Source organism: Pseudomonas meliae, assembly GCF_001400515.1.
GTDB classification, from domain to species: Bacteria; Pseudomonadota; Gammaproteobacteria; order Pseudomonadales; family Pseudomonadaceae; genus Aquipseudomonas; species Aquipseudomonas amygdali.
On the sequence record NZ_LJQT01000080.1, the window covers coordinates 1 to 20,552 of the forward strand.

16 protein-coding genes, 1 tRNA gene and 1 pseudogene are annotated in these 20,552 nt (G+C 58.5%); 10 read left to right on the top strand and 8 right to left on the bottom strand.

Going from position 1 to position 20,552, the window contains the following annotated elements; all coding sequences use genetic code 11:
• The 4 genes from ALO64_RS03630 to pgm form a co-directional block, all read left to right on the top strand.
• Positions 1–999: hypothetical protein (locus ALO64_RS03630; RefSeq protein WP_054991659.1), on the top strand; the 999-nt coding region annotated here is incomplete at its 5' end.
• 91 nt (positions 1,000–1,090) lie between these two features.
• Positions 1,091–2,497, top strand: coding sequence for an aminotransferase-like domain-containing protein (locus tag ALO64_RS03635; protein ID WP_044344332.1), 1,407 nt, complete (start codon positions 1,091–1,093; stop codon positions 2,495–2,497).
• 105 nt (positions 2,498–2,602) lie between these two features.
• Positions 2,603–4,930, top strand: coding sequence for an ATP-dependent DNA helicase (locus tag ALO64_RS03640; RefSeq protein WP_044344333.1), 2,328 nt, complete (start codon positions 2,603–2,605; stop codon positions 4,928–4,930).
• 115 nt (positions 4,931–5,045) lie between these two features.
• Complete coding sequence (pgm, locus tag ALO64_RS03645; protein ID WP_031594726.1) at positions 5,046–6,692, top strand: phosphoglucomutase (alpha-D-glucose-1,6-bisphosphate-dependent); 1,647 nt, start codon at positions 5,046–5,048, stop codon at positions 6,690–6,692.
• A gap of 74 nt (positions 6,693–6,766) precedes the next feature.
• Here the strand turns inward: pgm and ALO64_RS03650 are convergent, their stop codons facing one another.
• Positions 6,767–7,042 (bottom strand): peptidylprolyl isomerase, encoded by a 276-nt coding sequence (locus ALO64_RS03650; protein WP_044344334.1) that lies wholly within the window; start codon positions 7,040–7,042, stop codon positions 6,767–6,769.
• A 123-nt stretch (positions 7,043–7,165) separates the two neighbouring features.
• Here ALO64_RS03650 and ALO64_RS03655 point away from each other — a divergent pair, with 123 nt between their 5' ends.
• Positions 7,166–8,335 (top strand): PilT/PilU family type 4a pilus ATPase, encoded by a 1,170-nt coding sequence (locus ALO64_RS03655; RefSeq protein ID WP_054991660.1) that lies wholly within the window; start codon positions 7,166–7,168, stop codon positions 8,333–8,335.
• Between the two features lie 50 nt (positions 8,336–8,385).
• On the opposite strand, the gene ALO64_RS03660 is transcribed toward ALO64_RS03655, so the two are convergent.
• The 7 genes from ALO64_RS03660 to ALO64_RS03690 form a co-directional block, all read right to left on the bottom strand.
• Entirely contained in the window at positions 8,386–9,963 is a 1,578-nt protein-coding gene (locus ALO64_RS03660) for an ABC transporter ATP-binding protein (protein WP_044344336.1), read from the bottom strand.
• A 1-nt stretch (position 9,964) separates the two neighbouring features.
• Positions 9,965–10,987, bottom strand: a complete 1,023-nt coding sequence (locus ALO64_RS03665) for an ABC transporter permease (protein WP_044344337.1) — start codon at positions 10,985–10,987, stop codon at positions 9,965–9,967.
• A complete protein-coding gene (locus ALO64_RS03670) occupies positions 10,987–12,051 on the bottom strand; it encodes a microcin C ABC transporter permease YejB (protein ID WP_044344338.1) in 1,065 nt (354 codons plus the stop codon). The genes ALO64_RS03665 and ALO64_RS03670 overlap by 1 nt, the downstream gene beginning before the upstream one ends.
• Positions 12,052–13,920, bottom strand: coding sequence for an extracellular solute-binding protein (locus ALO64_RS03675; protein ID WP_044344339.1), 1,869 nt, complete (start codon positions 13,918–13,920; stop codon positions 12,052–12,054).
• Between the two features lie 224 nt (positions 13,921–14,144).
• Positions 14,145–14,426 (bottom strand): peptidylprolyl isomerase, encoded by a 282-nt coding sequence (locus tag ALO64_RS03680; RefSeq protein ID WP_002553340.1) that lies wholly within the window; start codon positions 14,424–14,426, stop codon positions 14,145–14,147.
• A gap of 81 nt (positions 14,427–14,507) precedes the next feature.
• Positions 14,508–15,590, bottom strand: a complete 1,083-nt coding sequence (locus tag ALO64_RS03685) for a 3-deoxy-7-phosphoheptulonate synthase (protein WP_044344340.1) — start codon at positions 15,588–15,590, stop codon at positions 14,508–14,510.
• A 702-nt stretch (positions 15,591–16,292) separates the two neighbouring features.
• Positions 16,293–16,529 carry a DNA-binding protein gene (locus ALO64_RS03690; protein WP_002553342.1) on the bottom strand — a complete coding sequence of 79 codons (237 nt, stop codon included), beginning with the start codon at positions 16,527–16,529 and terminating at the stop codon, positions 16,293–16,295.
• Positions 16,530–16,659: 130 nt separating this feature from the next.
• Here ALO64_RS03690 and ALO64_RS03695 point away from each other — a divergent pair, with 130 nt between their 5' ends.
• From ALO64_RS03695 to ALO64_RS03715, 5 genes and pseudogenes are all read left to right on the top strand, one after another.
• On the top strand, positions 16,660–16,953 hold the full coding sequence (locus tag ALO64_RS03695) for a helix-turn-helix domain-containing protein (RefSeq protein WP_044344341.1): 294 nt from the start codon (positions 16,660–16,662) through the stop codon (positions 16,951–16,953).
• Positions 16,954–17,131: 178 nt separating this feature from the next.
• The gene (gene gacA / locus ALO64_RS03700; protein ID WP_002553344.1) at positions 17,132–17,776 is read left to right on the top strand and encodes a response regulator transcription factor GacA; all 645 of its coding nucleotides are present in this window, start codon (positions 17,132–17,134) and stop codon (positions 17,774–17,776) included.
• Positions 17,777–17,778: 2 nt separating this feature from the next.
• Positions 17,779–19,606, top strand: a pseudogene (gene uvrC / locus ALO64_RS03705) (excinuclease ABC subunit UvrC).
• Positions 19,607–19,638: 32 nt separating this feature from the next.
• Positions 19,639–20,199, top strand: coding sequence for a CDP-diacylglycerol--glycerol-3-phosphate 3-phosphatidyltransferase (pgsA, locus tag ALO64_RS03710; protein ID WP_002553346.1), 561 nt, complete (start codon positions 19,639–19,641; stop codon positions 20,197–20,199).
• 66 nt (positions 20,200–20,265) lie between these two features.
• Positions 20,266–20,330 (top strand) — tRNA-OTHER (locus ALO64_RS03715).
• Positions 20,331–20,552 lie beyond the last annotated feature (222 nt).

Below are 20,552 nucleotides of genomic sequence, written 5' to 3' on the forward strand. Positions count from 1 at the left end.
AAACCCGGGGCGGTTCAGCTGGCGGAATTTCTGGGGCGCGCGTTGAGCTGGGGTAACGGTGTCGATGCTGTGGTCAGCGGCGATTCACGCAGGGAGCAGCGGCAGTACGCGACGTGGATCATGCGTCTGGCCCAGCGCACCGGGCAATACACGGGCAGTTGGGGCAACCAGACGCTGACTGGCGTACTCAAGGTCATCGACACGATCGGCCAGGCGTATTACCACGAACTGTACGGGGACGGCGAAGACAGCCCGCGGGCAAACCGATCCATAGCGGTCCCTGAAAAAGCCAACGCGCCAGCCTTTATCACCATCGCCGATCTGGTCAGTTGCAAGGCAGACGAGCACTGGAACCTGCTGACTGAATTCCTTGATTTCCGCTTCGATGATCTGTCGTTCAGCTTCAGTGAGTCCGATTGCGCCAACCCTTTGCTGATGGCTCATATGCGGGGCCTGACTGCGCAGTACCTGCAAGAGCGAAATTATGCCGACGGGATAGCCGAATACCTTGAGCTGGCAACATCGCTGATGCGCAGAAAGCAGATGCCGCCACGATTGATTGATCAGGCGCTCAGCGCTTATGCCGGGCGGGCGCGAATCGAGACGCGTCGCGAGCTGGCCTCAGGCTTCGCTCAGGAGGGGTTTGGCCTGAACGAGACTCAACTGGTCTGCATGCTGTTCTCGCCATTCGTCAATCAGGGCGATGGCCTTGAATCATTTCTGCGCCGCTGCCATCCCGGCATGCTGGTGGCACTGCCGGATCTGCACAAGGTGCTCTCGGGCTCGACGGCCCCGGATCAAGTGATGCAGTGGCTGGTGGATATCAGCGGTCTGAGCCTCCAATCGCTGCAAAACCTTTACGGCAAACAACGGGTGAACTTCGATGACCCGCATTCGATCATCGCCAGAATTCGCGCTGCCGATCCTGACAAACGCCGAATCATGACCGTTGACCCGGCGACCGGTCAGGCAGTGGTCGAGATGCTTTCCGGGCGCTGAACCGGTTTCGGATCATGGCTGCTGTCGGCAACCGGCATCAGTCATGTCGCGACTTTCTAAAGCCTGGTCTGGCTGAGCGGCGGATACCTGGATGAAAAACAACACGGATTTCGCCTATCAGGCGGTTTACCGCTACCTCGTGCGGCTGGTCGACCAGCAGCAAGGCGAGCTGGCGCTGAAGATGCCGTCACTGCGACAGCTGGCACAGCGACTGAGCGTATCGATATCCACGGTGCAAAGTGCCTATTCGCTGCTGGAGAAGGAAGGGCGCGTTTATTCGCTTCCCAAGTCCGGCTATTACTCGGCACCGTGCAGCGGGAACAGGGCGGGGCGGGCATGTTCTGACAGCGATGGCGATCTGTTACACGTACTGTGCGATAACGCCAGTCGTCCGGGCATGTCGCTGCTGGGTTGCGATGAACCGACCCTTCTGCATGCACAGGAAAGTCCGCTACCGGCAATGGAGCGAGAACTGACTCGGCATTATCCGCGCCTGCGGGAGCCAGGTTTTCAGCCGCTCGGCGAGCCAGAGCTGCGCACCGCGTTGGCAGCCCGCTACACCCGTGATGCAGAACACTGCTGGCACGCTGACAATGTCTATATCGCCCCAGACCTGCATGGGGCGTTCAAGGCCGTTATCGAAACGTTGGGGCTGCGTGGCACTGTGGTGTTGGTGGAGTCGCCCTGCGCCTGGGCGTTGCTGCGCTTGCTGCAATCGTTCGACATTCGCGTTATCGAGCTGCCACTGCACGAGACCGGCAGCCTTGATCCTGCGCGACTCGATAACCTGTTGCGCGACAATGATATCGGGCTTGCCGTGTTGCCTTCTTTACTGAACCCGGTGCGAGGCAGCATGCGCCCTCCGGGTAACAGCGAGGCCGTTGCGCAAGCGTTAAATCGCCACCAGGTCTGGGTGCTGGAAAATGACAGCCATGCGGGTGTGCAATTTGCTCACGAGCAGGTCCCTTTGCGCCACTGGGTTGACCCGCAGCGTCTGGTGATTATCGGCGCATTTGACAAGAGTCTTGGGCCTGAAGCCCCTTACGGCTATCTGCTGTGCAAAACCCTTGAGGTGCGCTGGCAGCAATATTTCTGGCTGCGAGCATTCGAACTGCCTCCGATTCGTCAGCGGGCGATTGCCAGATTGTGCAGCAGTGGGCGTCTGGACAGGCAACTGGTGGCGTTGCGAGAAACGCTGGTCAGACGCATGCAGTCGATGACACAACAACTGGATGAACAGACGGGCGGAGCGTTGCGTTATCAGGTACCCGAGGGCGGCTGCGGCGTCTGGGCCGAGAGCATGCATCCCGTAGACATGCGCCAGGTCTTCGACAGGCTGCTGGCCCAGCGCATCGTCATTACTCCCGGCGAACTGTTCAGCCTGCAAAACCGCTATGGGCAGCATTTATGGGTCAGCTACGCCATCGACTGGAGTCAGGATCCGGCCGCGCGCCTGGGCGCGTTGGGAGAAGCGTTAGCACAGGCGCGTCTGCCCTAGACACTTACATCGCAGGCCGTCGATCCATTTATGTTTGCCAGACGTGATTCAAGGCTGTTAACTGGACGCCTGTCCAGTATTCACAACCTACGGCTTCCCAGCGCAGTGACCCCGACCGCCCCTGTAAAACCCGACTCCGAGCCAGCCCTCATCAGCGAATCGCCTGCACGTTATGTCGTGGCCGTGCGCGCACTGTGCGAGTTCACCGCCAAGGTCGGCGATCTTGACCTGCGCTTCACACCATCGCCAACGGCTCAGGAAGGGATTGCCGGACACCGCACGGTCGCGTCGCGTCGTGGTGCTGACTACCAGGCCGAGCTCTCATTGAGTGGTGACTATCGCGAGCTGACGGTAAGGGGCAGGGCGGACGGGTACGACGCCGGTCGCAATCAATTGGAAGAAGTGAAGACCTATCGCGGCGAGCTGGATGCGATGCCCGCCAACCATCGTCGATTGCACTGGGCACAGGTGAAGGTCTACGGTTGGCTGCTTTGCCAGCGTCTGCAACTGGAGCAAGTGACGCTGGCACTGGTGTATTTCAACATTGTCAGCGAGCAGGAAGCCCTGATTCGCGAGTCATTCAGTGCAACGACGCTGCAACAGTTCTTCGAGCAACAGTGCACGATATTCCTCGGCTGGGCGCAGCAGCAAATGGCGCATACGCAGGCGCTGCAAAAGATGCTGGGCAGCCTGAAGTTCCCTCATGCGTCCTTTCGTACCGGGCAACGGGTGCTGGCCGAGTCGGTGTACAAGGCGGTGAGCACCGGCTGTTGTCTGATGGCTCAGGCACCCACGGGCATCGGCAAGACGGTGGGCACGCTGTTTCCATTGCTCAAGGCGGCGCCCGGTCAGCAGCTCGACAAGATTTTCTTTCTCACCGCCAAGACTCCCGGGCGTCGGTTGGCGCTGGATGCGCTTGAGGTCATCAATCACAGTGCGCCGGAGCTAAAGCTGCGGGTGCTGGAACTGGTGGCGCGGGACAAGGCCTGCGAGCATCTGGACAAGGCTTGTAACGGAGATTCCTGTCCACTGGCCAATGGCTTTTACGATCGTCTGCCAGCGGCCCGCGCCGCTGCACTTGAGTCGCCCTGGCTGAATCAGGCCAGCGTGCGCGAGGCCGCATTGCGGCATCAGGTCTGTCCGTATTACCTCAGCCAGGAACTGGCACGCTGGGCTGATGTAGTAATCGCTGATTACAATTATTACTTCGACCTCAGTGCGCTGCTGTTCGGCCTCGGCCAGCTCAATCAGTGGCGCGTGGCGGTGCTGGTCGACGAAGCGCACAACATGGTCGAGCGGGCCCGGCAGATGTACAGCGCCAGTCTTGATCAGAGCCAGTTGAAAGCCCTGATCCAGACGTCGCCCGAACCCGTTAAAAAAGCCTTGCAGCGTCTCGACCGGCAATGGAATGCGCTGCACAAAGTGCAGCCCGCTGCCTATCAGGCGTACTCGGCAGCACCGGAAAAACTCATCGGCAGCCTGAACCAGTGCATCTCGACCATCGGTGATCATTTCAACGAGCACCCGCAGGCAGTGGATGGCACGTTGCAGGGTTTCTATCTGGAAGCCATCGGCTTTGCACGCATCGCCGAGCTGTTCGACGAGCATTTCATATTCGACATCACCCGGCGCGAGGCGGGCGGCAAGCGCATCCTGTCGCGCCTCAGCCTGCGTAACGTGGTTCCAGCACGCTTCATCCGTCCGCGCCTGACCGCTGCGCGCAGCACCGTGCTGTTTTCCGCAACGCTCAACCCGCGGCATTACTATGCGGACCTGCTCGGGCTGCCGGTCAACACAGCGTGGATCGATGTGGAATCACCGTTTAATCACGACCAACTCGACGTGCGGATTGTCAGCCGCATTTCCACCCGTTTCACTCATCGTCAGGCCTCGCTGGCACCGATTGTCGAGCTGATGGCGGAGCAGTTCGAAGCGCGGCCAGGTAACTACCTGGCGTTTTTCAGCAGTTTTGATTACCTGCAACAAGTGGCTGAACTGATGGCGCAGACTCATCCGCACATCACCCTCTGGCAGCAGGCGCGGGGCATGGGCGAGAGTGAGCGTCACGCGTTTCTCGACCGCTTTACCCTGAGCAGTCAGGGCATCGGTTTTGCCGTACTGGGCGGTGCCTTTGGTGAGGGCATCGACTTGCCGGGCGCACGGTTGATCGGCGCGTTCATCGCCACGCTGGGGCTGCCGCAGCTCAACCCGGTCAACGAGCAGTTCAAGCAGCGCATGGCCGCATTGTTCGGTGCTGGCTACGACTACACCTATCTTTACCCCGGCGTGCAAAAGGTGGTGCAGGCCGCTGGACGGGTGATCCGCAGCCAGAGTGATCGTGGCGTGGTGATGCTGATCGACGATCGTTTTGCCGAGCACAAGGTCAGGCAGCTGTTTCCGGCGTGGTGGCGGCCTGAAACGTCAACGGCTTAGGGATCGATACTCAAGCAGCGCTGTCGAACTGCCAGTAAACTGCCGCATCGATTATGTTTTTACCTGCAGCAAGTCTTTATTTTTTCTCTGTATTTCATTTCTTAGTGGAGGTTGTATGAGTCTCAGTCCTTTCGCCGGCAAGCTGGCACCTGCGCAGTTACTGGTCGATATTCCGAGACTGGTCACGGCTTACTACACCGGTCAACCTGATGCATCGGTACCTACTCAACGCGTTGCGTTCGGCACTTCCGGACACCGTGGCACGTCGTTCGATCTGGGCTTCAACGAATGGCACGTGTTGGCTATCAGCCAGGCGATCTGCCTGTACCGAAAGGCAAATGGTATCGACGGCCCTTTGTTCCTTGGGGCTGATACTCATGCGTTGTCCACGCCAGCCGCTGCCACCGCTCTTGAAGTGCTGGCCGCCAACGGCGTTGAGGTGATGATCTCGCAAGGCGATGAATACACGCCAACCCCTGCGGTGTCTCACGCCATTATCTGTTACAACCGTGGCCGTACTTCGGGGCTGGCTGATGGCATCGTCATCACGCCGTCGCACAACCCGCCGCAAAGCGGTGGCTTCAAGTACAACCCGCCCAATGGCGGCCCGGCTGACAGTGATATCACCAAGTGGATCGAGAACAAGGCCAACGAACTGCTGGCCGAGAAAGTCACTGGCGTTTCACGCATCAGCCATGAAAAAGCACTGCGTGCCGACACCACTCACCGCCATGACTACGTCAACACTTACGTAGCCGACCTGAAGAACGTCATTGATCTGGACGCTATTCGCGATTCGGGTCTGCGTCTCGGTGTCGACCCGCTGGGTGGGGCCGGGGTGAACTACTGGTCGGCGATTGGCGAGCATTACGGCCTGAACCTGGATGTGGTCAATAAGTTTGTCGATCCTACGTTCCGTTTCATGACCGTTGACTGGGACGGCCAGATTCGTATGGACCCGTCTTCCAGCCATGCCATGCAGAGCCTGATCGGTCTCAAGGACCGTTATCAAGTGGCATTTGCCTGTGACCCGGATCACGACCGCCACGGCATCGTGACCCCGAGCGGTGGCCTGATGACGCCCAACAGCTACTTGGCGGTATCCATCGACTACCTGTTCCAGAACCGTCCTGAGTGGCGCGCCGATGCGGCAGTCGGCAAGACTGTGGTCAGCAGCGGCATGATTGATCGTGTGGCTGCGCGCCTGGGTCGACGCCTGTACGAAGTGCCGGTCGGCTTCAAGTATTTCGCGCAGGGCCTGTTCGAGGGTTCGTTGGGCTTTGGCGGTGAAGAAAGCGCCGGCGCCTCGTTCCTGCGCCGCGACGGTACTGTCTGGACCACTGACAAGGACGGTCTGATTCCGGCCTTGCTGGCTGCGGAAATCACTGCCCGTACCGGTCGTGACCCAAGCGAAACGTACAAGACCATGACCGACGAGCTGGGCGAGCCGTTCTCGACCCGCGTCGACGCCAAGGCCAACCCGCAGCAGAAGGCGCTGCTGAGCAAGCTGTCGCCAGAGCAGGTGACTTCCACCGAGCTGGCGGGTGAGCCGATTCAGAAGGTACTCAGCAACGCACCGGGAAATGATCAGGCGTTCGGTGGCGTGAAAGTCATGACCGAAAACGGCTGGTTTGCGGCACGCCCTTCAGGCACCGAGGACATCTACAAGATCTACGCCGAGAGTTTTGTCAGCGAAGATCACCTCAAGCGCTTGGTAGCAGAAGCTCAAGTGCTGGTGGACGGGGCGATTTCGCCGAAGTAATCACTGCTTTCGTCAAGGCCCGAAAAACCTTGAACCTCAACCGGTTCGGGGTTTTTCAGCTTTTGACCTGTGGCTCAGTCGCGATAGAAGACCTGCACCAGGTGATAACCGAATTTGCTTTTGATCGGGCCGTGCACCACGCGTAGCGGCTTCTTGAAGATCACCTGATCGATGGCACCGACCATTTGCCCAAGCCTGACTTCGCCCAGATCACCGCCACGTTTGCCGGATGGGCAGCTAGAATGCTTTTTAGCCAGCACGTCAAACGCCTCACCCTTGGCAATGCGCAGCTTGAGCTGTTCGGCCTCTTCGGCGATTTTCACCAGAATATGGCGGGCTTGGGCTTTCATGTCGCAATATCACCTGCTGCAAAAGGCTGCCATTATGCCTGCTCTTGCTGAGCGACGCCCGCGCGTCACGCGTGCCGTCATGACGGTCGTCGTCTTTTTACTTCATTTTGTACGGTATTGATTATGGATTTTCCGGCGCTGTTGAAGATTCTGGCCAGTCAGGACGGATCGGACCTGTATCTTTCCACCGGAGCGCCTCCGTGCGCCAAGTTCAACGGCGTGCTCAAGCCGCTGGGCAGTGAAACCCTCAAACCGGGCGAGGTGGCGGTGATTGCCCAGGGGCTGATGGACGAGGAGCAGAAGCTCGAATTCCTGCGCGAACTGGAGATGAACCTTGCTGTTTCGCTGGCGGGCATCGGCCGGTTCCGGATCAATATCTTCATGCAGCGTAACGAGGTGTCGATCGTCGCGCGGAATATCAAGCTGGATATTCCGCGTTTCGAGGACCTGTTCCTGCCGCCCGTACTGCTCGATGTGATCATGGAAAAGCACGGGCTGGTGTTGTTCGTCGGTGCCACCGGTTCGGGCAAATCGACCTCGCTGGCGGCGCTGATCGATTACCGCAATCGCAACGCCAGCGGCCATATCATCACCATTGAAGACCCGGTCGAATTTATCCATCGGCACAAGAAGTCCATCGTCAACCAGCGCGAGGTGGGGGTCGATACCCGAAGCTTCCGCGCAGCGCTGAAGAACACGTTACGTCAGGCTCCGGATGTGATTCTGATCGGCGAAATTCGTGATCGCGAGACCATGGAGCATGCTCTGGCGTTTGCCGACACCGGCCACCTGGCGATCTCGACCCTGCATGCCAACAACGCCAATCAGGCGCTGGACCGGATCATCAACTTCTTCCCGGAAGAGCGTCGTGCGCAGTTGCTGCATGACCTGGGCAATAACCTCAAGGCGTTCGTGTCCCAGCGGCTGGTTAGAACCCCGGACGGCAAACGTCGCGCAGCGGTGGAGGTGATGATGGGCACGCCGACCATTCGCGACCTGATTCAGCGCAATGAACTGACCGAACTCAAGGGCATCATGGAGAAATCCGGCAGCCTCGGTATGCAGACCTTCGACACGGCGTTGTTCAATCTGGCCGTCGAGGGGGCGATCAGCGAGGAGGAAGCGCTGAAGAATGCCGACTCGCAGAACAACGTTCGTCTGCGCCTCAAACTGCTCAGTGAAGGCGGAGTCGCCAGCCTGACGACGCAGCCCCCGGCCCCGATCGGCAGCAGCACGGCAAGTACCGCCGAGTGGGGGCTGGTCGATGACGACGCGCCGGGGCCGCAGGCGTAAATCGGTGAAGCTCCTGCGCCCTCCGGGCAGAAGCTTCGTTGTGGACCAGATTATTCAGGGCGCGCAGCAGCCAGCAATTCCTGTGTATAGGGGTGCTGCGGTGATTCGAACACATCGTGGCTGGCACCGCGCTCGACAACCTTGCCGTCCTTTACCACGATGACATCATTGGCGAGCGCCTTGACCACCGCCAGGTCATGACTGATGAACAGGTACGTCAGGCCGTGCTTTTCCTGAAGCTCGCGCAGCAGTGCGACGATTTGTTTCTGCACGGTGCGGTCCAGCGCCGAGGTAGGCTCGTCGAGCAGAATCAGCGCTGGTTTCAGCACCAGCGCCCGCGCAATGGCGATACGCTGACGTTGACCGCCGGAAAACTCATGGGGGTAGCGATGCCGGCTCTGCGGATCGATGCCGACTTCTTCCAGTGCCCGAATGACCTCTGCATCGCATTTCGTCGGGTTGTACTGGCTGTGTACCTCCAGGCCCTCACTGATGATCTGCGCCACTGACATGCGCGGGCTGAGGCTGCCATAAGGGTCTTGAAAGACCACTTGCATCTCTTTGCGCCACGGGCGCATCTGTTTCTGGCTCAAGCCGTCCAGCGCCTGCCCGCGGAAGCGGATACCGCCGCGTGATTCCAGCAGGCGCAGGATCGCCTGGCCCAGTGTCGACTTGCCGGAACCCGATTCGCCGACGATGCCGAGGGTCTTGCCGCGCTCGATACTCAGGCTGATGTCATCCACCGCCTTGAGGTACTCCTTGTGCCGCCGCAGAATGCCGCCGGTCAGGGAGAACCAGACTTTCAGGTTATCGACCTGCAGAACCGTTTCCCGCGTGTCGCGTGGCAGCGGCTCGCCCGCAGGTTCGGCATCCAGCAGCAGGCGGCTGTAAGGATTCTGCGGCGATTTGAACAGCGACTTGCAATCGGACTGCTCGACAATCTCGCCGGCACGCATGACGCAGACGCGCTGCGCCACGCTATGAACCAGATTGAGATCATGACTGATCAACAGCAGCGACATGTCCAGGCGCTGCTGCAGCTCCTTGAGCAGCAAGAGGATCTTGCGTTGCACGGTGACGTCCAGTGCAGTGGTCGGTTCGTCGGCAACCAGCAGTTCCGGCTCGCATGCCAGCGCCATGGCAATCATCACCCGCTGGCGTTGGCCTCCGGACAGTTCGTGCGGGTAGGCTTTCAGGCGTTTTTCCGGCTGCTGAATGCCGACCATTTCCAACAGTTCGACAATGCGTTTCTGCGCTTCACGGCCACTGATGCCGCGATGCAGCAGCAGCGTCTCGCCTATCTGTCGGGCCACGCTGTGCAGCGGGTTCAGCGAGGTCATCGGTTCCTGGAAAATCATGGCAATGCGGTTGCCACGCAGCTCGCGCAGGGTGCGCTGGTCGGCACCCACCAGTTGTTGACCCCGGTAGGTGATGCTGCCAGTGGTCAGCGTACCGTTGTGCGGCAGCAGTTGCAGGATCGAGTGCGCAGTGACGGACTTGCCGGAGCCGGATTCACCCACCAGCGCCAGGCATTCACCGCGGCGTACGTCCAGGCTCAGGTTGCTGACCACCTTTTGCCCGCTGAACGCAACGCTCAGGTCGCGAATTTCGATCAGGTTTTCCGGCATATCAGGACCTCGGGTCAAAGGCATCACGCAGCGCCTCGCCTATGAATACCAGCAGCGTCAGGATCAGCGCGAGGGCAAAGAACGCTGTCAGGCCCAGCCAGGGCGCTTGCAGGTTCTGCTTGCCCTGGGCGATCAGTTCGCCCAGTGAAGCGCTGCCCGCTGGCATGCCGAAGCCCAGGAAATCCAGAGCGGTCAGGGTCGCAATGGCACCGGTGAGGATGAACGGCAGATAGCTCAGCGTCGCAGTCATCGCGTTGGGCAGGATATGACGCATGATTATCTTCCGGTCCCCCAGGCCCAGTGCACGCGCTGCCTTGACGTACTCCAGGTTGCGCCCACGGAGGAACTCGGCGCGCACGACATCAACCAGCGTCAGCCAGGAAAACAGCGCCATGATGCCCAGCAGCCACCAGAAATCGGGTTCGACGAAGCCTGACAGGATGATCAGCAGGTACAGCACCGGCAAGCCGGACCAGACCTCCAGCAGACGTTGACCGAGCAAGTCTACCCAGCCGCCGTAATAGCCTTGCAGCGCGCCGGCAGAGATGCCGATCAAGGCACTGATGAAGGTCAGCACCAGGGCAAACAGAATTGAAATACGTGCACCGAAAATCACCCGAGCCAGTACATCGCGCGCCTGATCGTCTGTACCCAGCCAGTTGCTTGCAGAGGGTGGGCTAGGCGCTGGCGTCGTCAGCTCATAGTTAGGTGTGTCGTCACTGAACGGGACTGGCGGAAACAGCATCCAGCCGTCGCCCTTGGTAATCAGCTGGCGCACGTAGTCACTGCGGTAATCCGGCTGGAAGGGCAGTTCGCCGCCAAATTGCTGCTCGGTGTAGCGCTTGAACACCGGAAAGTAGAGCGAGTGCTGGTAACTGACCATCAGCGGTTTGTCATTGGCGATCAGCTCGCCGCCCAGAGTCAGGGCAAACAGCGCGCAGAACAGCCACAGCGACCACCAGCCCCGGCGATTGCTGCGAAAGCGCTCCAGACGGCGACGGGCCAGCGGCGAGAGGCTACGCATCATGCATTCCTCGCGCTGAAGTCGATTCGGGGGTCAACCAGCGTGTAGCAGACATCGCCAATCAGTTTTATCAGCAGGCCGAAGACGGTAAAGATGAACAGCGAGCCGAACACCACCGGATAATCCCGCGAAACGGCCGCTTCATAGCTCATGCGGCCCAGGCCATCCAGCGAGAAGATCACTTCGATCAGCAGCGAGCCGGCAAAGAACACGCTGATGAACGCCTGCGGAATACCCGACACAACCAGCAGCATTGCATTGCGAAACACATGGCCATAGAGCACGCGCCGCTCGCTCATACCCTTGGCGCGGGCGGTAGTCACATACTGACGGGTTATTTCGTTGAGAAAGGAATGTTTGGTCAGCAGGGTCAGTGTGGCAAAACCGCCGATCACCAGCGCTGAAACAGGCAGCACCAAATGCCAGAAATAGTCAGCGATCTTGCCGACGGTGGTCAGTTGCTCGAAGTTGTCCGAGACCAGCCCGCGCACCGGAAACCAGTTCAGTGACGTGCCACCGCAGAACACCACCACCAGCAGCATGGCGAAAAGGAAGGCTGGCGTGGCGTAACCGATGATGATCGCGGTGTTGCTCCAGATATCGAACTGACTGCCATGTTTGACCGCTTTGCGAATACCCAGCGGGATGGATACCAGGTATGTCAGCAACGTCGCCCAGAGGCCCAATGATATGGAGACCGGCATTTTTTGCAGAATAAGGTCGGTCACCGTGGCACCGCGAAAGAAGCTGTTGCCGAAATCCAGTCGGGCGTAACTCTTCAGCATCAGCCAGAGCCGCTCATGCAAGGGCTTGTCGAAACCGTATTGATGTTCGATCTGTTTGATCAGTACCGGGTCCAGTCCTCGGGACGCTCGGGAGTGTCCGGCCCCGGCCGATTCGCTCGCACCGGCGCCCACGGTCGCACCGCCAATTCCCTGCAAGCGCGCAATAGCCTGTTCGACAGGGCCGCCCGGCGCGGCCTGCACGATGAAAAAGTTGACCAGCAAAATGCACAGCAGAGTAGGGATGATCAGCAGCAGGCGACGCAAAATATAGCCGAGCATTCAGTGCATCTCCGAAACCATGGCTGAAGCACCGCGTTTTTCAGCGAACTGCTCATTGGTCAATGGCGTCGGGCTGATTTCCCACCATGTTTCGATGGCTTCATTGTTGCTGGCCTGGATTTTCGGAATGCCGAAACGGTTCCACCAGACGGTGGAGGAGCCTGGCGGGTAATAGTTGGGAATCCAATAGTAGTTCCACTGTAGTACCCGGTCCAGGCAATGTGCATAGTCGGTCATGGCCTGCTTGTTGTCGGCCTTGAGCAGGCCTTCAATCAAGGTGTCAACGGCGGGGTCCTGAAGCGCCATGTAATTGCTGGAGCCTGGGTCCATCGCTACTTTCGAACCAAAGCTGTTGTACACCTCGGCCCCGGGCGAGGTAGATACCGGGTAGCCGGTGACAATCATGTCGTAATCGCGGGCCATTACCCGGTTGAGGTATTGCGCGGAATCGATGCGACGAATATCAAAATGAATGCCGATCTGTGCCAGTGTGCGTTTGTAGGGCAGCAGCATCCTTTCGAAACCGTTCTGTGCGTTGAGAAACGTAAAGCTGAAGGGTTCGCCCTGAGCATTAACCAGTTGGTCGCCCTGTGGCGTCCAGCCAGCCTCTTTCATCAGCGCCAGTGCTTGCAGTTGCTTGTCGCGAATGAAGCCTGTGCCATCGGTTTTTGGCGTCTTGAACACGCTGTCGAACACCTGTTCGGGGACCCTGCCACGCAGCGGCTCAAGAATTTTCAGTTCGGCGGTAGTAGGCAATTCGCTGGCAGCCAGCTCCGAGTTGGAGAAGAAGCTGTCCTGGCGAATGTACATGTTGCGCATCATCTGCCGGTTGGTCCATTCGAAGTCCCAAAGCAACGACAGCGCCTGGCGCACGCGGCGGTCCTGAAACATCGGTCGGCTCAGGTTGAATACGAAGCCCTGTGAGCTTTGCACCGCGCCCTTGGCCAGTTGGGCCTTCTGCAAGCGACCGTCACTGAGTGCCGGGCCGTCATAGCGAATTGAATAGCCGGTCGCTGAAAACTCGCGGTTGTAGTCGTAGGCCCCGCCCTTGAGAACCGTGCGTGCCACGTCAATGTCGCCGAAATACTCGATGCTGAAGGTGTTGAAGTTGTACAGGCCTTTGCTGACCGGCAGGTCTTTGCCCCACCAGCCTGGGTCGCGTTGAAACGTGATGGTGCGCCCCGGGTCGACATGGCTGATGGTGTAAGGCCCGCTGCCCGGAGGAACTTCAAACCCCGCGCCACTGGCGAAGTCGCGGGATTTCCACCAGTGTTCGGGGAATACCGGCAGTGAAGCGAGGTCCAGGGGCAGGGTGCGGCTGTCGCTGTGCTTGAATTCGAAACGGATCTGCAAGGGGGATTCGACTTCCAGGCCTTTGACCGCCTCAAACTGGGTCCGGTATTGCATGTTGCCTTGGGTCATCAGCAGTTCGTAGGTGTACTTGACGTCGTCGGCGGTAATCGGGGTGCCATCCGCGAAACGCGCCTTCGGGTTGAGGTAAAAGCGCAAGGAAAGGCCGTCTGCACCACGCTCCATTTTCTCGGCGACAAGTCCGTAGACCGTATAAGGCTCATCCATAGAGCGTATGGCCAGCGGGGCATAGAGCAGGCCATTGATCTGCGAACCCCCCATACCTTTGTCGGTAAACGGCATCAAGTGATCGAACTGACCTATTTCAATGGCCGAGCGGCGCATGCTGCCGCCTTTCGGGGCGTCCGGGTTCACATAATCGAAATGTTTGAAGTCGGCAGGGTAGCGCGGGGCCTCGCCGTAAACGGTCAGTGCGTGTTGTGGTGCTGCAGACAGCGATTGAACAACGCCAACGAAGATCAGCGTGAAGGCGAGCAACGATGAAAAAACAAAACGCATGACTCGAATCCTGACTGACGTTCGCAAGCGAATGTCAGGGTTAAAGGCAACTGACTGTCAAGGTATGACGAAAATCCCGGCAGCGCTCAGGCATCTGCGTCGCGGTATCTTCTACAGACAAATGGTCGCTTCGCCAAGCCGCTGCGAGCAGGCAACGGTATTAACGGCCACCTGCAAAAACGGCCCATCCGAAGATGAGCCGTCTGGTACTCAGCGCAGCAGGATCAGTCCTGGCGGCTGGTCACTTCCAGCAGGTGGTAACCGAACTGGGTCTTTACCGGACCCTGAACGGTGTTCACCGGAGCACTGAATACGACAGTGTCGAATTCCTTGACCATCTGGCCTGGACCGAACGAACCCAGATCACCGCCCTGACGGCTGGATGGGCAGCTGGAGTTGGCCTTGGCGATTTCAGCGAAATCAGCGCCGCCTTCGATCTGAGCCTTGAGTTCGTTGCATTTTTCTTCGCTCGAAACAAGGATGTGGCGGGCAGTGGCTTTAGCCATGGGGAATAATCCCCTGTGAAAAAAAAGAAACAGCCTACCGGATTCAGTACGGTATTTCCCGACAAAGTTCCTTCGCTCTGTTTATCTGTAACGCAGACGGTCAACCGCGCGACGCAATAGCTGTTCGGTGCCTTCCCAACCAAGGCAGCCATCGGTGACCGAAACGCCGTACTGCAGCGTCCCGCCCAATGCCTGGCAGCCGTCGAACAAGTGGCTCTCGATCATCATGCCGATCAGTGAGGTATTGCCGGCCAGGCGCTGTTCAAGAACATCGTTAAATACGTGGGGCTGGCGTGACGGGTCCTTGCCACTGTTGGCGTGGCTGCAATCGACCATGATTCGCGATGGGATATTGTTTTTGGTCAGGCTGGCCTGCACCCGAGCGACACTCTGGCCATCGTAGTTGGGGCCGCTGTGGCCGCCGCGCAGCACAATGTGAGTGTCCGGATTGCCATGCGTCTGGATGATTGCCGGATGACCGTGACTGTCCATGCCGAAGTGGCGATGCGGATGCGCCGCTGAACGCATTGCATCGCTGGCCACCGCGACGCCACCGTCAGTGCCATTCTTGAAGCCGACTGCCATGGGCAGCCCGCTGGCCATTTCCCGGTGGATTTGCGACTCGGTGGTACGTGCGCCGATCGCGACCCAGCTGAGCAGGTCATCGAAATAGCCCGCGGCCATGGGTTGCAGTATCTCGGTGGCAATAGGCAGGCCCATTTCCAGCATGTCACGCATCAATTGTCGCGACAGCGCCAGGCCTTCAGCCATATCGTCACTGCCGTCCAGATGGGGATCGTACGCCAGGCCTTTCCAGCCCACTGTCGTGCGCGGTTTTTCGACGTAGGCGCGCATCACCAGCAGCATCTGATCACTGACTTGCGCCGCAAGGCCGGCCAGTCGCTCGGCATATTCACGAGCAGATTGCGGGTCATGGATCGAGCAGGGGCCCACGATAACGAGCAGTCGCGAGTCTTCACCTTCAAGGATGGCGCGTACGGCGCGGCGATGGGCAGCAACCTGTTCGGTCAGCGCTGCATTCAGTGGCAGGCGCATTTTCAGTTCAAGCGTGCCGGGCAGGCGTTTCGAGGCGGGGCTGTTGTCTGCCAGAGCAACGGCATGGCTGGACAGGTCGGACGGTTTTACGGCAACGGACGAATTCATATTCTGGCTTCCTGGGCTGGCGGTGCAGTACCGCGCAGACCTACTGGGGTGTTCGACAAAGGGCCGTATTGGCCGGGCGTTTGTGGTTGCCACCTGGCAGTGACCGAACGGAGGCGGCAGGCTGTCCCGAACGGAGATGGCTAAATCGCCAGGCGAAGTCGATGTCGTTGCGGTAATAAGTGGCGTAGTTCATGTCTTAGTCCTCAATGTGCAGCGTGATATTTATGAAGGGTTGAAAATACCTGGCCCTGAAAAAACAAAACCCCNNTTCGGGAAGCCGACCGGGGGTAGAGAATTCTCTGGTTGGCGTCCCCTTGAAGTGGGCGCCGGATAGGTATCAGGCGCGCCAGTGGCTAAACCAATACCCATAATAAGAGTTGAGCTGAACAGGAGCATTCACCGAGGCAACCCGCACAGCCACAGCGCATGCACGGCAGAAAATGCCGGTAGCCGCTTGAAGCAGTGATGAAGTGGATTGCAGCATGGTGGGTCTCCGTTGATTGCTCCGAAGCTTACTTCAGGAGCGGCGGCGCATTCAATTGGAAAATTCAATCACCAGGATTATCGATGGCTACGAGCATTGACGTGGTGGTCCAGAGGGCGAGGGGTAAACCGCTCAACGGCTGATGACAGTTACCTGGCGGCAGGCTATGGTGCGGCCAGGCTTCTACATATTGCGCCTGCAGTCTCCGGCAGGATCAGCTACTCTTCACCCATTACTTCTTCCTGCGGGGTTTGCATGTTCGGGATGGTCCCGATCTTCATGCCCAGCAATACGGCTACCTTATGCGCTTCACCGCGCCTGCCTTTCTTGCGGCCCGCCAGCACCTGGTAAGTTGTCGCCGGATCAATGCTGTTTTCCCGAGCGAATTCCTGAACAGATTTCCCCTGTTGTTCGAGCCAGGCCTTGGCTTGTGCGGCGGTGCGTATTCCGGGCATAGTTCAAAACCGTTCAAATCTATTCAATTTTGCGGGATTCTAACATTCGTTAGGATGGCTTTAACAGGATAATAGATTCAAATGAGTGGAATCGGTTGTCGGCTGAGATAAAGAACGAGAGCGTCTGAGCATGTCTCAGCGTACCTTCGGTGAAATAGGGGGAGTTGAGGCTAACGCCCAGGGAAAGTATGAAGATGGTGATCGCGCGCCCAAGGCCGATTACCTGGCTGCGGTGGCGGCCAAAGGTGTGGATGTGCTCTATGTGCTGACGGGAGCGCGCACGCCGGTGCCGATTGACAACCTCAGTGTGATCGAAGAAAAGATTCTGGGTAATTACCGGGTGTTGGGCAAAGATGATCAGGATGCGATCAGGCGTTTGACGACGACCATTGCCGAGCTTTCCGCTCCTGAAAAGCTTCCTTAGGGTAAGCATTGCGAGGCGGACATCCAGCCTGCTTTCCTGCGGCCTGCGGGTTTTTTTCGTCGTTCTCGAAGCACCCACCGTCAAGTTGTCGAGAGTCTGAGTTCGCAGTGCTAGGTCTGACTCATTGTTTTTGTTATGGTGATTGGCATTCGTTATGACCGTTGCGCGAGGTGTCTGCTTGATTAAGGTGCTAGTTGTCGATGACCATGATCTTGTCCGGACAGGCATCACACGCATGCTGGCCGACATAGACGGTCTGCAGGTTGTCGGGCAGGCTGATTCCGGCGAGGAATCACTAAAGAAGGCGCGCGAGCTCAAGCCTGACGTTGTACTCATGGACGTCAAGATGCCGGGCATCGGTGGGCTGGAGGCGACGCGCAAGATGCTGCGCAGCCACCCTGATATCAAGGTCGTCGCAGTCACTGTCTGTGAAGAAGACCCGTTTCCGACCCGTTTGCTGCAGGCAGGTGCTGCCGGCTACATGACCAAGGGTGCGGGGCTTGCCGAAATGGTCCAGGCCATTCGCTTGGTGTTTGCCGGTCAGCGTTACATCAGCCCGCAGATTGCCCAGCAGCTGGCCTTGAAGTCGTTTCAGCCGCAGGTCAACAATTCGCCGTTCGATCTGCTTTCCGAGCGTGAAATTCAGATTGCCCTGATGATTGTCGGCTGCCAGAAAGTCCAGACCATCTCGGACAAGCTGTGCCTGTCACCGAAAACCGTTAATACCTACCGATACCGTATCTTTGAAAAGCTCTCGATCAGCAGTGATGTTGAACTGGCTTTGCTCGCTGTACGTCACGGCATGGTTGATGCCAGCGCCTGAACATGACCCAGACTTTCGATCCAAGTGCATTTCTCGCGACCTGTAGCGGTCGTCCCGGCGTCTACCGTATGTTCGACGCCGAAGCCACACTGCTTTACGTCGGCAAGGCCAAGAACCTCAAGAAGCGTCTTGCCAGCTATTTTCGCAAAACCGGACACGCGCCCAAGACCGGAGCGCTGGTGTCGCGCATCGCCCAGATTGAAACGACCATCACGGGCAACGAAACCGAAGCGTTGTTGCTGGAGCAGACCCTCATCAAGGAGTGGCGGCCGCCCTACAACATTTTGCTGCGTGACGATAAGTCCTATCCCTATGTGTTTCTGTCCGATGGTAACTACCCGCGACTGAGTATTCATCGGGGAGCCAAAAAGGCCAAGGGCCGTTATTTCGGGCCTTACCCGAGTGCCGGCGCGATTCGCGAGAGCCTTAGCCTGCTGCAGAAGACCTTTCAGGTGCGGCAGTGCGAGGACAGCTACTTCAAGAACCGCACGCGTCCTTGCCTGCAATATCAGATCAAACGTTGCAAAGGGCCGTGTGTCGGGCTGGTCGAGCCTGAGGTGTATGCCGAGGACGTACGTCACTCGGTGATGTTTCTCGAGGGACGCAGCAATGCTCTGAGTGACGAACTGAACGCCTCCATGGAAAAAGCCGCGATGGCGCTCGACTTCGAACGCGCAGCCGAGTTGCGCGATCAGGTCGCCTTGTTGCGCCGAGTCCAGGATCAGCAAAGCATGGACGGCGGTACCGGCGATGTCGATGTGGTCGCCGCGTTCGTCAACCCTGGCGGTGCCTGCGTGCACCTGATCAGCGTGCGGGGCGGGCGGGTGCTGGGCAGCAAGAACTTCTTCCCGCAGGTCGGCATAGAAGAGGAGGTCGGCGAAGTGATGTCGGCTTTCCTGGCTCAGTATTTTCTCGGCGGCGTTGATCGCGAGTTGCCCAGCGAAGTCATCGTTAACGTCGTCAACGATGACTTCANNACCGGCGTTGATTGATGCCATCGAGGAGCTTCGCGGTCGTGAAATGGTCATTAGCCATCGGGTGCGTGGCACTCGGGCTCGCTGGCAGCAAATGGCAGTCACCAATGCCGAACAGGCGCTGGCGGCGCGTCTGGCCAACCGTCAGCATGTCGCATCACGTTTCGACGCGCTGGCCAAGGTGCTCGGTCTCGAAGATCCGCCAATGCGCCTCGAATGCTACGACATCAGCCACTCCAGTGGTGAGGCGACCGTAGCGTCCTGTGTGGTGTTTGGGCCTGAAGGCCCGATCAAGTCCGATTACCGGCGTTTCAATATCGAAGGCGTAACGGCGGGCGACGACTATGCCGCCATGCACCAGGCGTTGACCCGACGTTACAGCCGCATCAAGGCCGGGGAGGGCAAGTTGCCGGATGTGCTGCTGGTGGACGGCGGCAAGGGCCAGATGTCCATGGCCCGTGATGTGCTCAATGAATTGCAGGTGCCTGATCTGATTCTGCTCGGTGTCGCCAAGGGCACCACGCGTAAGGCGGGCTTTGAAACCCTTTACTTGAACGACGCAGCACATGAATTCACGCTGCCCGGCGATTCTCCGGCGTTGCACCTTATTCAGCAGATTCGCGACGAGGCTCACCGCTTCGCAATCACCGGTCACCGCGCGCGGCGCGGCAAGACCCGGCGCACCTCGACCCTTGAAGGCGTTGCAGGCGTCGGGCCGACCCGGCGTCGTGACCTGCTCAAACATTTCGGCGGATTACAGGAATTGTCCCGTGCCAGCATCGATGAAATCGCAAAAGCACCCGGAATCAGTAAAAAGCTGGCAGAGTCGATTTATGCAAACCTGCACAGCGAGTAGAATGCCCGCTCACCTCGTAGCCAGTTGTGCCGATGAATATCCCTAATCTGATCACCGTACTACGCGTTTTATTGATTCCGATCTTCATTTTGCTGTTCTACATGCCTTATCACTGGAGCTACATGGCCGCCAGTGCAGTCTTTGCGTTCGCTGCGGCGACCGACTGGCTCGACGGGTATCTGGCCCGCCGTCTTGAACAAAGTACGCCTTTTGGCGCCTTTCTCGACCCGGTAGCAGACAAACTGATGGTGGCCGTGGCATTGGTGCTGCTGGTTCAGGCGCATGCCAATCTGTGGCTGACGCTGCCCGCAGCGGTGATCATCGGTCGCGAAATCGTGATTTCTGCACTCCGCGAGTGGATGGCGGAAATCGGCGCGCGTGCGCAGGTTGCCGTTTCCAATATGGGCAAATGGAAAACGGCGGCGCAAATGCTCGCGCTGGTTATTCTGCTGGGCAACCCGCCTGCGATCACGATCTGGGTGATTCTCGGCTACGCATTGCTGCTCGTTGCAGCGGGGTTGACCCTGTGGTCGATGGTGCAATACCTCAGAGCCGCGTGGCCGCACCTCAAGACTACGGCAGAAAAAAAATAAGTTTTTGAATCAAGGGCTTGACGCAGCTTTCTGAAACGCTAGAATAGCGCCCGTCATCAAGACAATGCGGGAATAGCTCAGTTGGTAGAGCACGGTCGGGGTCGCGAGTTCGAGTCTCGTTTCCCGCTCCAATTTATGGTCTATAGATGTCCACCAACGTCTGTAAGTCATTGAAAACAGGACCTTCGGGTCCTTTTTTCGTTCCAGAGAGGTCTGCTGGAATCCACCCACATCCGGGGCTTTTTAGTCCATTTTTTAGTCCATAAATACGGGTGTGTGAGGTTCCGCTTTCTTGCTGGGATTGAGCGGTAGGCGTGTCGAGGATCTAGCCCTAACTCTGCAAGTTAGGAGCT